The organism is Agromyces larvae, from assembly GCF_022811705.1.
Lineage (GTDB): Bacteria > Actinomycetota > Actinomycetes > Actinomycetales > Microbacteriaceae > Agromyces > Agromyces larvae.
Genome location: NZ_CP094528.1, coordinates 397781 through 411127, shown reverse-complemented (window position 1 = coordinate 411127; position 13347 = coordinate 397781). Strand labels below are relative to the sequence as shown.

Below are 13347 nucleotides of genomic sequence, written 5' to 3'. Positions count from 1 at the left end.
GCGACTCACCCCGTCCCGGCCGACGACGAACGCAGCTTCGTCGCGAGTTCTCGCATCTGCGCGGAGGGTTGGCCGAGGGCGATGATGTTGCCCTCGCTGTCGCTGAACCACGCGGTGCGCTCCTCGCCCGTCTCGGCTACGCCGTCGACGGTCGTCACGCCGGGCAGGTCGTAGTCGTGGAACACGACGCCGCGGGTCCGCAGGGCGGTCATGTCCCGGTCGAGGTCGTCGGTCATGAGGTTGAGCGCGGTGTTCCGGGCGGTGCCGGCGTAGTCGGTGCGGTACACGAGGACGACGGTGCCGCCGATGTCGTAGAAGGCGATCTCGCCCTCGTCCTCCGACCACACGGGGTCGCGGCCGAGCACGTCGTGCCACCACTGCTTCGCGCGATCGAGGTCCGCCGCCGGAAGCACTGCCGTCGCCATGAGCTTCTCGAACATGATGATTCCTCGGTTCTTGGTCGGCGGCAGTCTACGCCGGCCCTGCCGGCCGGATCCGCGGCGGCGGACGGACGGCTCACCCGCGCCGGGTCGCGTCCTGCACCTCGCCGACGAGCTCCTCGATGATGTCCTCGAGGAAGATCACCCCGGTCGTCTCGCCGGCTTCGTCGAACGCCCGCGCCACGTGCGTGCCGAGCCGGCGCAGCGTCGCGAGCGCGTCCTCGAGGTCGGTGCCGTCGAAGATCGAGACCAGCCGCCGCACCCGCTTGGCCGGGATCGGATCGTCGAACTCGTCGTCGTCGAGATCGATCACGTCCTTCAGGTGCACGTAGCCGTGCGGCTCGCCGTCGGCGTCGAGCAGCACGTACCGGCTGAAGCCGTGCCGCGCGACGGCGCGCTCGACATCGGCCGGCGTCGCATCGGACGGCAGGCTGACGAGCCCCGACGCCGGCACCGCGACATCCCGCACGCACTTCGAGGTGAACTCGAACGCGGCCGTGAGCGTGCCGCTCGCGTCCTCGAGCACGCCCTCGCGACGCGACTGGTCGACGATGGTCTGCACCTCCTCGAGCGTGAACGTCGAGGTCGCCTCGCTCTTCGGCTCGACCCGGAACAGCCGCAGCACGCCGTTCGCGGTCGCGTTCAGCGCCACGATCACCGGCCGGAACACGCGCGCGAGGAACACCAGCGGCGGCGCGAGCAGCAGCACCGCCCGGTCGGGCACCGAGAACGAGAGGTTCTTCGGCACCATCTCGCCGAACACGACGTGCAGGTACGAGACCAGCACGAGGGTGATGACGAACGCGATCGTGCCGACCGCATCCTCCGACCAGCCGGTGAGGTGCAGCGGCGCCTCGAGCAGGTGGTGGATCGCCGGCTCGGACACGTTCAGGATGAGCAGCGAGCAGATCGTGATGCCGAGCTGGCTCATCGCGAGCATCAGCGTCGCGTGCTCCATCGCCCACAGCGCCGTCTTCGCGCTGCGCCGGCCCTGCTCCGCGAGCGGCTCGATCTGGCTGCGGCGCGCCGAGATCACCGCGAACTCGGCGCCCACGAAGAACGCGTTGCCGATCAGCAGCACGACGAGCCACGCGAGGCCCGCCCAGTCGCTCATCGCCGGCCCTCCTCGTGCACGTCGTCGACGCGGTCGGCGACCGGCTCGGCGGTCGGCTCGAACCGCAGGCGGTCGATGCGCCGGCCGTCGAGCCGCTGCACGCGCAGCGTGCCCTGCTCGATCGAGACCTCGTCGCCGACGACGGGCAGCGCGCCGAGCTCGGCCATCACGAATCCGGCCACGGTCTCGTAGTCGCCGTTCTCGGGGACCCGGATGCCGGTGCGCTCGAGCAGCTCGTCGGGCCGCAGGATGCCGGGGAAGCTCACCACGTCGCCGCGGCGCACGATGCCGGCCCGGGTGCGGTCGTGCTCGTCGGCGACCTCGCCGACGAGCTCCTCGACCAAGTCCTCGAGGGTCGCGACGCCGGCCGTGCCGCCGTACTCGTCGACGACGACCGCCATCTGGAACCCGCGCCCGCGCAGTTCGCCGAGCAGCGTGTCGAGCTTCATCGTCTCGGGCACGCGCAGCGCCTCGGACTGCAGCGCCGACGTCGGCACGTCGCCGCGTCGTTCGCGCGGCACCGCGACCGCCTGCTTCACGTGCACGATGCCGACCATGTCGTCGAGGTTCTCGTCGTAGACCGGGAACCGCGAGTACCCGGTCCTCCTGGCCAGCTCGAGCACCGCGGAGGCGGGCTCCAGCCGCTGCACCGCGGCCAGTCGCGGGCGGGGCGTCATCACGTCGCCCGCATCGTGCTCGCTGAACCGCAGAGTGCGGCCGAGCAGCGTCGCCGTGTCCTCCTCGAGCAGCCCGGCGCTGGCCGACCGGCGTACGAGCGAGGAGAGCTCCTCCGCGCTGCGCGCCCCCGACAGCTCCTCCTTCGGCTCGATGCCGACCGCGCGCAGGATCCCGTTCGCGCTGCCGTTCAGCACGGCCACGGCGGGGCGGAACACCCACGAGAACGCGGTCTGGAACGGCATGACCGCCTTCGCGGTGGCCAGCGGCAGCGCGAGGGCGAAGTTCTTCGGCACCAGCTCGCCGAGCACCATCGACAGCAGCGTGGCGATCACCACCGCGGTGGTCGCGCCGATCGGCCGCACGAGGGCGTCGGGCACGCCGACCGCCGCGAGCGACGGCGCGAGCAGCGACGAGATCGCCGGCTCCATCGTGTAGCCGGTGAGCAGGGTCGTGAGCGTGATGCCCAGCTGCGCGCTCGACAGGTGGGTCGAGGTGATCTTCAGCGCGGCGATGGTCATGCCGAGCCGGGTCTCGCCGCGCTCGCGGCGCGCCTCGAGGTCAGCACGATCGAGGTTCACCAGCGCGAACTCGCTGGCGACGAACAAGCCCGTGCCGATGGTCAGCAGGAGGCCGATGCCGAGCAGGATCCACTCAGACATCCGCACCTCCCCGATCGGTCACGGGCGAGGGTCTGTGGGAGGCCGGATTCGCAGAGGGAGGATCGTCCATGGTCGGCTCAGTATATCGACGCGGGGCGGGCCGATCCCGCCCTCACCAGCTCACCGGGAGCGCCTTGCCCTCCTCGTATCCGGCGGCCGATTGGATGCCCACGAGCGCCCGCTCGCGGAACTCCGCGAGGGTGCGAGCGCCGGCGTAGGTGAACGAGCTGCGCACGCCCGAGGTGATCATGTCGAGCAGGTCCTCGATCGAGGGCCGCTGGGGGTCGAGGTAGATCGACGACGACGAGATGCCCTCGGCGAACAGCTCGCGCCGGGCGAGCTCGTACGCGCTCAGGCGGTCGAAGCGCTCGCGGACGGCCTTCGTCGAGGCCATGCCCCAGCTCTCCTTGTACAGGCGGCCGGATGCATCGGAGCGCAGTGTCCCCGGAGCCTCGATGGTGCCCGCGAACCACGACCCGATCATCACCGCGTCGGCGCCGGCCGCCAGCGCGAGGGCGACGTCGCGGGGGTACCGCACCCCGCCGTCGGCCCAGACGCGGGCGCCGAGCTCGCGCGCGGTGTCGGCGGCCTCGAGCACGGCCGAGAACTGAGGTCGGCCGACGGCGGTCATCATCCGGGTCGTGCACATCGCGCCCGGACCGACCCCGACCTTGAGGATCCCGGCGCCCGCCGAGACGAGATCGCGCACGCCGTCGGCGGTGACGATGTTGCCCGCCGCGATCGGCAGGCCGAGGTCGAGGTCGGCGACCGCGGCGATCGCCCGCAGCATGCCGTCCTGGTGCCCGTGGGCGGTGTCGATCACGAGCAGGTCGACTCCGGCCTCGGCGAGCGCCCGAGCCTTGGCCGCCGCGTCGCCGTTGATGCCGATCGCCGCGGCGACGCGCAGGCGCCCCTGCCCGTCGAGGTTGGGCTCGTACACGGTGCCGCGCAGCGCGCTGCGCCGGCTCAGCGTGCCGACCACCCGGCCGTGCTCGAGCACCGGCGCGAACTCGAGGCCGGCGTCGGCCATCAGGTCGAACGCCCGGCGCGGGGATGCCACGTCCTCGGCGTCGATCGAGGGCATCGCCGAGTGCACGAGATCGCCGAGCCGGGCGTCGGGCAGGGCCGTGGCCAACCGTTCGGCCACGATGCATCCGACGTACTCGCCGGCGTCGTCGCGCAGCACGATGCCGTGGCCCGCGACCGGCGGCAGCGCGACGAGCGCGTCGGCCGCGGTCGCGTCGGGCGAGAGCTCGAACGGCGTGTCGAACCGGGGCGACTGGGCCTTCACCCATCGGATCGCGTCGGCGAGGTCCTGCAGGTGCAGATCCTGCGGCAGCACGCCGAGACCGCCGCGCCGGGCCAGCGAGGCGGCCAGCCGCGGCCCGGTCACCGAGTTCATGTTCGCCGACACGATCGGGATCGTCGCCCCCGACCCGTCGCTCGTGGCGAGCGAGACGTCGAGGCGGCTCGTCACCGCCGACCGACTCGGCACCAGGAACACGTCGGAGTACGTGAGATCGTGCGACGGAGAGGTGCGGTAGAACTCCATGGTGCAACGCTACCCGCGGCGTGCTCCCGCGCGGGTACGGCGTGCTCCGGCGCGGGCGGCGGCGCGGCGCGCATGTCCCTCGCCGCTTCGGCGGGGGTTTAGGCTGGTACGGGTGATCCGCGCGCTTCTGTGCGCGCCGATCTGAAACGCAATCAACGGAGAGAGTGGGCGAACGGCTGTGTCGAGCCAACTGACGGGAACCGGTGCCGACGAGACCTCGTCGGCCGAGTTCGGAGCCAACGAATGGCTCGTCGACGAGATGTACCAGAAGTACCTCGTCGACCGCGATTCCGTCGATCGCACGTGGTGGCCGGTGCTCGAGCAGTACCGGCAGACCCGCGAGGCCCAGGCCGGGCAGCCCGCGGCGAGCCCCGAGGCATCCGCGCCGTCGGCCCCCGAGGCGTCCGCGCCGTCCGCCGCCGACGCCGCACCCGCCCCGGCGCCGGTGACCGCACCCGCACCCGTCATCGGCCAGGCCCCCGCGGCGCGCACCACGTCGGTGGCGCCGCGACCCGAACCCGTGCCCGCCGACGTGCCGATCACCAGCCCGCAGCCGGTCGTCGCCGACACCGACGAGGCCGTCGACGAGGTCGTGCCGCTGCGGGGCATGCCGAAGACGCTCGCCGCGAACATGGACGCCTCGCTCACCGTGCCCACCGCCACGAGCGTGCGCACCGTGCCGGCGAAGCTCATGATCGACAACCGCATCGTGATCAACAACCACCTCCGCCGCACCCGCGGCGGCAAGGTGTCGTTCACGCACCTCATCGGGTGGGCGCTCATCCAGGCCCTGAAGGACTTCCCCAGCCAGAACGTCGCCTACGCCGAAATCGACGGCAAGCCGAGCCTCGTCAAGCCCGCCCACATCGGTCTCGGCATCGCGATCGACATCCCGAAGCCCGACGGCACCCGTGCGCTGCTCGTGCCCGCCATCAAGCGCGCCGAGACGATGACCTTCAACGAGTACCTCGCGGCCTACGAAGACCTGGTCTCGCGCGCCCGCCAGAACAAGCTGAAGGCCGACGACTTCCAGGGCGCGACGATCTCGCTCACCAACCCGGGCGGCATCGGCACCGTGCACTCGGTGCCGCGCCTGATGAAGGGCCAGGGCTGCATCATCGGCGCGGGCGCCCTCGAGTACCCGGCCGAGTTCCAGGGCGCGAGCGAGAAGACGCTCTCGAACCTCGCCATCGGCAAGACGATCACGCTCACCTCGACCTACGACCACCGCGTCATCCAGGGCGCCGGGTCGGGCGAGTTCCTGAAGAAGGTGCACGAGCTGCTGATCGGCGAGCGCCGGTTCTACGAGGACATCTTCGCCGCGCTGCGCCTGCCGTACGAGCCGATCCGCTGGGCGCCCGACATCTCGGTCGACATCGCCAGCGCCATCGACAAGACGGCGCGCGTGCAGGAGCTCATCAACGCGTTCCGCGTGCGCGGCCACATGATGGCCGACACCGACCCGCTCGAGTACGTGCAGCGTTCGCACCCCGACCTCGACATCGCCAGCCACGGCCTCACCTTCTGGGACCTCGACCGCGAGTTCGTCACGGGCGGCTTCGGCGCCACCCGGACGGCGAAGCTGCGCGACATCCTCGGCGTCCTGCGCGACTCCTACTGCCGCACCATCGGCATCGAGTACATGCACATCCAGGACCCGGTGCAGCGCAAGTGGATCCAGGAGCAGATCGAGCGCCCGTACGAGAAGCCGACGCACGACGAGCAGATGCGCATCCTCGGCAAGCTCAACGAAGCCGAGGCGTTCGAGACCTTCCTGCAGACCAAGTACGTCGGCCAGAAGCGGTTCAGCCTCGAGGGCGGCGAGTCGATGATCGCGCTGCTCGACGAGGTGCTCCAGGGCGCCGCGAAGGCCGGCCTCGACGAGGTCGCGATCGGCATGGCGCACCGCGGCCGCCTGAACGTGCTCACCAACATCGCCGGCAAGACGTACGGGCAGGTGTTCCGCGAGTTCGAGGGCACCGCGAGCGCGCACGGCTCGGGCGACGTGAAGTACCACCTGGGCACCCAGGGCACCTTCACCGCCGACGACGGCCAGCAGGTGCCCGTCTCGCTCGCCGCGAACCCGTCGCACCTCGAGGCCGTCGACGGCGTGCTCGAGGGCATCGTGCGCGCCAAGCAGGACCGCAAGCCCATCGGGTCGTTCTCGATCCTGCCGATCCTCGTGCACGGCGACGCGGCGATGGCCGGTCAGGGCGTGGTCGTCGAGACCATGCAGATGTCGCAGCTGCGCGGGTACCGCACCGGCGGCACCATCCACCTCGTCGTGAACAACCAGGTCGGCTTCACCACCGTGCCGGGCGACGCCCGCTCGTCGATCTATTCGACCGACGTGGCCAAGACGATCCAGGCGCCGATCTTCCACGTGAACGGCGACGACCCCGAGGCGGTCGTGCGGGTGGCCGAGCTGGCCTTCCGCTACCGCCAGGAGTTCAAGCGCGACGTCGTGGTCGACCTCGTCTGCTACCGCCGTCGCGGCCACAACGAGGGCGACGACCCCTCGATGACGCAGCCGCTGATGTACAACCTCATCGAGGCCAAGCGCAGCGTCCGCAAGCTCTACACCGAGGCCCTCGTCGGCCGCGGCGACATCACCGAGGCCGAGTACGAAGAGGCGCACCGCGACTTCCAGGACCGGCTGGAGCGGGCGTTCGCCGAGACCCACGCGGTGCAGACCGGTGCGATCCAGGTGATCGGCGCGACCGACACCGACCAGAGCCCCGAGCCCGCGACCGGCGAGCTGGCCACGACCGGCGTCTCGGTCGAGGTCGTGCACGCCATCGGCGACGCCTTCGCGAACAAGCCGGCCGGCTTCACCGTGCACCCGAAGATCCAGCAGCTGCTCACCAAGCGTCAGGACATGAGCCGCAACGGCAAGATCGACTGGGGCTTCGGCGAGCTGCTCGCGCTCGGCTCGCTGCTCGTCGAGGGCACGCCCGTGCGCTTCGCCGGGCAGGACGCCCGCCGCGGCACGTTCGTGCAGCGCCACGCGGTGCTGCACGACCGGGTGAACGGGCAGGAGTGGCTGCCGCTGCAGAACCTGTCCGAGAACCAGGCCCGGTTCTGGATCTACGACTCGCTGCTCAGCGAGTACGCCGCGATGGGCTTCGAGTACGGCTACTCGGTGGAGCGGGCCGACGCGCTCGTGCTCTGGGAGGCGCAGTTCGGCGACTTCGGCAACGGGGCGCAGACCATCATCGACGAGTTCGTCTCGTCGGCCGAGCAGAAGTGGGGTCAGCGCTCGAGCGTCGTGCTGCTGCTCCCCCACGGCTACGAGGGGCAGGGCCCCGACCACTCGTCGGCCCGCATCGAGCGCTACCTGCAGCTCTGCGCCGAGAACAACATGACGGTCGCCCGCCCGTCGACGCCGGCGTCGTACTTCCACCTGCTGCGCCGCCAGGCGTACGTGCGGCCGCGCCGCCCGCTCGTGGTGTTCACGCCGAAGGCGATGCTGCGCCTGCGCGGCGCGACCAGCGAGGTCGCCGACTTCACGCAGGGCAGGTTCGAGCCCGTCATCGACGACGCCCGCATCACCGACAAGTCGGCGGTCAAGCGTGCGCTGTTCATGTCGGGGAAGATCTACTACGACCTGCTCGCCGAGCTCGACAAGCATCCGAACCCCGAGATCGCGCTCATCCGCATCGAGCAGCTCTACCCGCTGCCCGGCGACGAGCTGAAGGCGATCGCCGACTCGTACGAGAACGCCGAGTTGACCTGGGTGCAGGACGAGCCCGAGAACCAGGGCGCTTGGCCGTACTTCATCTTCGAGACGAACAAGCTCGGGCCGCGCCCGGTCTCGGTCGTCTCGCGGCCCGCGGCGGCGTCGCCCGCGACCGGTTCGGCCAAGCGTCACGCAGCCGAGCAGGCCGACATCATCCAGCGCGCGCTCACCCTGTAGGCGGTCGCGCGGACACGGACGAGCGGATGCCCCGCGGGGCATCCGCTCGTCTCGTTCCCGCCCATCGCGGCGCGAGGGGGGCGGCCGCGAAGCGCCGACGCGTGTCGAGACCTCCGCGACCCACCCGCGCGGCTCGGCCAGGCCCGACTCGGCCCCAGCTCAGCCCCGTCGACCTCAGTCGATGACGACGGCGCTGTGCGCCTGCACCTCGCGGATGCGAGTCAGCACGGCCAGCCGCAGCTCTCCGGGGGCGTTCTCCCGGCAGGCGCGCTGCACGACCTCGGTGATCGTCCGCCCGACGTTCAGCTCGGCCGAGCACTCGGGGCAGTTGGCCACGTGCTCGCGGATGTCTGCGGCATCCTCACGGCACAGCTCGTTGTGCAGGTACTCCTCGAGCTCCTGCCGTGCCTTCTCGCAGCCGCAATCGGTCATTTCCTGCTCCTGGTGGGTTTGGGCGCCGTGTCGTAGCCCTGGCTACCGGCGTACTCGGCGAGGGATTCGCGCAGCAGCCGACGGCCACGGTGCAGCCGGCTCATCACGGTCCCGATGGGGGTGTGCATCATGTCGGCGATCTCCTGATAGGAGAAGCCCTCGACGTCGGCGAAGTAGACCGCGAGACGGAAATCCTCGGGCAGCGCCTGCAACGCGTCCTTGACGGCGCTGTCGGGCAGGTGGTCGATCGCCTCGGCCTCGGCCGATCGGCTCGAACTCGACGTCGTCGACTCGGCGCCGCCGAGCTGCCAGTCCTCGAGATCGTCGATCGTGCCCTGGTAGGGCTCCCGCTGCTTCTTGCGGTACGAGTTGATGAAGGTGTTGGTCAGGATGCGGTACAGCCACGCCTTGAGGTTCGTGCCCTGGGTGAACTGGCCGAAGGCCGCGTAGGCCTTCACGAAGGTCTCCTGCACGAGGTCTTGCGCGTCGGCGGGGTTCTTCGTCATGCGCAGGGCGGCACCGTACAACTGGTCGAGGAACGGCAGCGCCTGCTCCTCGAAGAGCTCCCCCAGCGGACGTTCGGTTTCCGGTGCCGCTGCACCGGTCTCGTCGGCAGTCATCACCGGCCATCCTAGGACCTCGACCGCACCGCCCACTCCGACCGCCGGGGTCGCCGGGCGGTCCATCACCACCGAGGTCACACGCACCAGCTCCTTCCCGCCGTCGGCACTACTGTTGGTAACCGATGCAGATTTCGAGGTATTCCGAACCCGAGTTCGACCCCTACGGCGACGCCCGCGAGACCGAGCCCCGGGGCGGATGGCTCGCGCCCACCGCGATCCGTCCGCTCGACGCCGCGCTGACGCTGCCGGGGTCCAAGTCGCTCACGAATCGCGAACTCGTGCTCGCGGCGCTCGCCGACGGTCCGTCGACGCTTCGCGCGCCGCTGTTCTCCCGTGACAGCGAGCTGATGATCGAGGGGCTCCGCGCGCTCGGCACGACGATCGAGCGGATCCCCGGTCGCGGCGACTTCGGCGGAGACCTGCGGGTGACGCCCGCCGACGAGCTCACCGGGTCGACGACCATCGACTGCGGGCTCGCCGGAACCGTGATGCGGTTCCTGCCGCCGGTCGCCGCGCTCGCGCTCGGCCCGACCACGTTCGACGGCGACGAGTACGCGCGCAAGCGCCCGATGGCGGGGGTCGTGCACGGATTGCAGGCGCTCGGCGTCGACCTCGACGACGACGGGCGGGGCACCCTGCCGTTCACGGTGCACGGCACCGGTCGGGTCGGCGGCGGCCCCCTCGAGATCGACGCATCCGCGTCGAGCCAGTTCGTCTCAGCGCTGCTGCTGTCGGCGGCCCGATTCGAACGCGGCCTCGACCTGCGGCACACCGGCGATCGGCTGCCGTCCATGCCGCACATCGAGATGACCATCGCGTCGCTCGCGGCCCGCGGGGTCGCGGTCGCCTCCCCCGAGCGCGGCCGGTGGGTCGTCTCACCCGGCCCGATCGCCGCGATCGACGTCGACATCGAACCCGACCTCTCGAACGCGGCGCCGTTCCTCGTCGCCGCGATCGTCGCCGGCGGATCGGTGACCATCGGCGGCTGGCCCGCGACGACGACCCAGGTCGGCGCGCAGCTGATCGAGCTGCTTCCGCGGTTCGGCGCGAGCGTCCGCCGCGACGGCGACCGACTCACCGTGCAGGCACCGGCGCGGCCCGCCGGCGGCGGTCGCGGCATCCGCGGGGTCGACCTCGACCTGTCCGAGGCCGGCGAGCTCGCACCCAACCTGGTCGCGCTCGCAGCCCTGGCCGACTCGCCGTCGACGATCACCGGCATCGAGCACATCCGCCACCACGAGACCGACCGCATCGCCGCGCTCGCGACCGAGCTGAACGGGCTCGGCGGGCGCGTGACCGAACTGCCCGACGGGCTGCGCCTCGAGCCCGCTCCGCTGCACGAGGGCGCCTGGCGCGCGTACGCCGATCACCGCATGGCCACGTCGGGGGCGATCATCGGGCTGGCCGTGCCCGGCGTCGTGGTCGACGACATCGGCAGCACCTCCAAGACGCTGCCGCAGTTCACCGAGTTGTGGGGCAAGCTGCTGGCATGAGCTGGTGGGACACGGACGACGACGACGAAGACGACGACGCCTTCGGGTACGACGAAGCCGACGTCCGTGTGCGCCCGAACCCCCGCGGCAGCCGCCCGCGCACCAAGGTGCGCCCCGAGCACGCCGATGCGGTGACCGGCACCGTGCTCGGCGTCGATCGCGGGCGCTACTCGGTGCTGCTCGACGACGGCCTCGACACCGAGCGCGAGGTCACCGCCGCCCGAGCGCGCGAGCTGCGCCGCAAGTCGGTCGTGACAGGCGACCACGTCGACCTGGTGGGCGACGTGTCCGGCGAGCCCGGCACGCTCGCCCGCATCGTGCGCATCGGCGAGCGGTCGACGCTGCTGCGGCGCAGTGCCGACGACACCGACGAGGTCGAGCGGGTCATCGTCGCCAACGCCGACCAGATGCTCATCGTGATCGCCGCCGCCGACCCCGAACCGCGCACCCGACTCGTCGACCGGTACCTCGTCGCGGCCTACGATGCCGGCATCGAGCCGCTCGTCTGCATCACGAAGACCGACCTCGCCGACCCGGGCACCTTCCTCGAGAACTTCGCCGGCCTCGACCTGCCCGTGTTCCGCAGTGCGCCCGACCACATCCCGCTCGACGAGATCACCGCTGCGCTGGTCGGGCACCGCACGGTGTTCGTCGGGCACTCGGGGGTCGGCAAGTCGACGCTGGTGAACGCGCTCGTACCCGGCGCCGACCGTGCGACCGGCGACGTGAACGCGGTCACCGGGCGGGGGCGGCACACCTCGTCGTCGACGGTCTCGCTCCGGGTGGAGTCGCCCGACGGACACGGCTGGGTCATCGACACGCCGGGCGTGCGTTCGTTCGGCCTCGGGCATGTGAAGCCCGACAGCATCCTCGCCGCCTTCTCGGACCTCGCGGTGGTCGCCGAGCGCTGCCCCCGCGGCTGCACGCATCTGCCCGACGCGCCCGATTGCGCCATCGTCGAGGCCGTCGAGGCCGGCGAACTCGGGCCGACCGGCCGCGCCCGCCTCGACTCCCTGCAGCGCCTGCTCGCGACCTTCGCGCCCGCCCCCGGCACCGCCGCCGACTGACCCGCCAGCCCGGCCGCGCCCCGGGCTGTGCCCCGGCCGCGCCCCAGCTGTGCCCCGCCGCACCGTCTGCGCGCCTGTGTACGCAATTCAGGTCCGCACCCGGCGTGTCGCGACATCCGGGGGTCTGGGCACCCGCGACACACCTCCGCACCTGAATTGCGTACCGCTCTGGGCGGGACGGCGGGCGGCGGGACGGCGGGTGGGTGGTGCGGGGAGGGGCGGGGACGTGCTTAGCATGGGACGCATGACCGATGCACGACTCGCCCCCGGCGACCTCGCCCCCGACTTCACGCTCCTCGATCAGGACGGCACGCCCGTCACGCTCTCGGAACTGCGCGGAGCCAAGGTCGTCCTGTACTTCTACCCCGAGGCCATGACGCCCGGATGCACCACCGAGGCGTGCGACTTCCGCGACAGCCTGAACTCGTTCGCCGCGGCCGGCGTGCGGGTGCTCGGCGTCTCGAAGGACGACGTCGACAAGCTGAAGCGCTTCGCCGAGCGCGACCGGCTCACCTTCACCCTGCTGAGCGACCCCGACCTCGCCGTGCAGCAGACCTACGGCGTGTGGGGTGAGAAGTCGCTCTACGGCAAGATCGTCGTCGGCGCCATCCGCTCGACGTTCATCATCGACGAGGACGGCCGCATCGAGAAGGCGCTGTACAACGTGAAGGCGACCGGGCACGTCGCGCGCCTGCGGCGCGAGCTCGGCCTCGCCGCCTGAGCCGGCGCACCGCAGCACCGCATCCGCCGCGACCCCGCCCGGCCGCCTCAGTGCGCCGAGGCGGGGTCGCGTCGCGTGAACGCGAGCCGCACCGGGTTCCAGAGCAGCAGCCCGGCCACCACGACCGCCGGAACGAGCAGCAGCCAGCCGATGTCGGGTCGAGCGAACAGGCCCTGGAACGCGCCCACCGCGACCGACACCTGCAGCACCTGCCACACGATCGCCGCGCCCCGGGTCCACGGTGCGAGGCGGAACGCGCCGATCGCGCATCCGGCCACCCACAGCGTGCCGATCACCACGAGCACGATGAGCGCGATCGCCGTCGCGTAGCTCGACGGTTGCAGCGAGAACAGATCGACCACGAGCCATCCGAGCACCGCGACCATCGCGAGCGCCTCGAGCGCGAGCAGCACGCGAACCGTCCAGATCGCCGCACGCACTCCTGGGGGCGTTTCGGCGGCCTCATTCACAGCGTTATCCCATGCACGACTATTGATTCGCTCTCTGCCCTATGCCACCATTTAGGTGACCGAGTTGATGCTCACAGGGACGTGAGCCGATCAGTTCTTGATCCTACTTCCCGAGATTCGGTCACTCCCCCCGCAACCCACCGGTTCCCGGTCGTGCGAACACGCGCGCGTGGTTGTGACCC

General features: G+C 71.2%; 11 protein-coding genes. 4 read left to right on the top strand and 7 right to left on the bottom strand.

The window, feature by feature from the left end:
- Window positions 1-5: 5 nt before the first annotated feature.
- The 4 genes from MTO99_RS01805 to guaB1 form a co-directional block, all read right to left on the bottom strand.
- Window positions 6-440 (bottom strand): VOC family protein, encoded by a 435-nt coding sequence (locus MTO99_RS01805; RefSeq protein WP_243556458.1) that lies wholly within the window; start codon window positions 438-440, stop codon window positions 6-8.
- A gap of 76 nt (window positions 441-516) precedes the next feature.
- Entirely contained in the window at window positions 517-1554 is a 1038-nt protein-coding gene (locus MTO99_RS01800) for a hemolysin family protein (RefSeq protein ID WP_243556456.1), read from the bottom strand.
- Window positions 1551-2891 (bottom strand): hemolysin family protein, encoded by a 1341-nt coding sequence (locus MTO99_RS01795; protein ID WP_243556454.1) that lies wholly within the window; start codon window positions 2889-2891, stop codon window positions 1551-1553. Before MTO99_RS01795 ends, MTO99_RS01800 begins: the two co-directional genes overlap by 4 nt.
- Before the next feature lie 112 nt (window positions 2892-3003).
- Window positions 3004-4443, bottom strand: coding sequence for a GMP reductase (gene guaB1 / locus MTO99_RS01790; RefSeq protein ID WP_243556452.1), 1440 nt, complete (start codon window positions 4441-4443; stop codon window positions 3004-3006).
- Between the two features lie 178 nt (window positions 4444-4621).
- Between guaB1 and MTO99_RS01785 the strand changes: the two genes are divergently transcribed.
- Window positions 4622-8359 (top strand): multifunctional oxoglutarate decarboxylase/oxoglutarate dehydrogenase thiamine pyrophosphate-binding subunit/dihydrolipoyllysine-residue succinyltransferase subunit, encoded by a 3738-nt coding sequence (locus MTO99_RS01785; protein ID WP_243556450.1) that lies wholly within the window; start codon window positions 4622-4624, stop codon window positions 8357-8359.
- Between the two features lie 174 nt (window positions 8360-8533).
- Here MTO99_RS01785 and rsrA read toward each other — a convergent pair whose 3' ends face one another.
- Window positions 8534-8791 (bottom strand): mycothiol system anti-sigma-R factor, encoded by a 258-nt coding sequence (rsrA, locus tag MTO99_RS01780; RefSeq protein ID WP_243556448.1) that lies wholly within the window; start codon window positions 8789-8791, stop codon window positions 8534-8536.
- A complete protein-coding gene (locus MTO99_RS01775) occupies window positions 8788-9411 on the bottom strand; it encodes a sigma-70 family RNA polymerase sigma factor (RefSeq protein WP_243558886.1) in 624 nt (207 codons plus the stop codon). The genes rsrA and MTO99_RS01775 overlap by 4 nt, the downstream gene beginning before the upstream one ends.
- A 125-nt stretch (window positions 9412-9536) precedes the next feature.
- Between MTO99_RS01775 and aroA the strand changes: the two genes are divergently transcribed.
- The 3 genes from aroA (at window position 9537) to bcp (ending at window position 12695) form a co-directional block, all read left to right on the top strand.
- Complete coding sequence (gene aroA, locus MTO99_RS01770; protein ID WP_243556446.1) at window positions 9537-10907, top strand: 3-phosphoshikimate 1-carboxyvinyltransferase; 1371 nt, start codon at window positions 9537-9539, stop codon at window positions 10905-10907.
- Entirely contained in the window at window positions 10904-11974 is a 1071-nt protein-coding gene (gene rsgA, locus MTO99_RS01765) for a ribosome small subunit-dependent GTPase A (protein WP_243556444.1), read from the top strand. The genes aroA and rsgA overlap by 4 nt, the downstream gene beginning before the upstream one ends.
- Before the next feature lie 244 nt (window positions 11975-12218).
- The gene (bcp, locus tag MTO99_RS01760; RefSeq protein WP_243556442.1) at window positions 12219-12695 is read left to right on the top strand and encodes a thioredoxin-dependent thiol peroxidase; all 477 of its coding nucleotides are present in this window, start codon (window positions 12219-12221) and stop codon (window positions 12693-12695) included.
- Window positions 12696-12742: 47 nt separating this feature from the next.
- On the opposite strand, the gene MTO99_RS01755 is transcribed toward bcp, so the two are convergent.
- On the bottom strand, window positions 12743-13165 hold the full coding sequence (locus MTO99_RS01755; RefSeq protein WP_243556440.1) for a hypothetical protein: 423 nt from the start codon (window positions 13163-13165) through the stop codon (window positions 12743-12745).
- Window positions 13166-13347: the final 182 nt, after the last annotated feature.

Coding starts and splice junctions, on each gene's coding strand:
- rsgA (WP_243556444.1), top strand. CDS start 10,904: ATGAGCTGGTGGGACACGGACGACGACGACGAAGACGACGACGCCTTC.
- MTO99_RS01775 (WP_243558886.1), bottom strand. CDS start 9,411: ATGACTGCCGACGAGACCGGTGCAGCGGCACCGGAAACCGAACGTCCG.
- MTO99_RS01795 (WP_243556454.1), bottom strand. CDS start 2,891: ATGTCTGAGTGGATCCTGCTCGGCATCGGCCTCCTGCTGACCATCGGC.
- guaB1 (WP_243556452.1), bottom strand. CDS start 4,443: ATGGAGTTCTACCGCACCTCTCCGTCGCACGATCTCACGTACTCCGAC.
- aroA (WP_243556446.1), top strand. CDS start 9,537: ATGCAGATTTCGAGGTATTCCGAACCCGAGTTCGACCCCTACGGCGAC.
- MTO99_RS01805 (WP_243556458.1), bottom strand. CDS start 440: ATGTTCGAGAAGCTCATGGCGACGGCAGTGCTTCCGGCGGCGGACCTC.
- rsrA (WP_243556448.1), bottom strand. CDS start 8,791: ATGACCGATTGCGGCTGCGAGAAGGCACGGCAGGAGCTCGAGGAGTAC.
- bcp (WP_243556442.1), top strand. CDS start 12,219: ATGACCGATGCACGACTCGCCCCCGGCGACCTCGCCCCCGACTTCACG.
- MTO99_RS01800 (WP_243556456.1), bottom strand. CDS start 1,554: ATGAGCGACTGGGCGGGCCTCGCGTGGCTCGTCGTGCTGCTGATCGGC.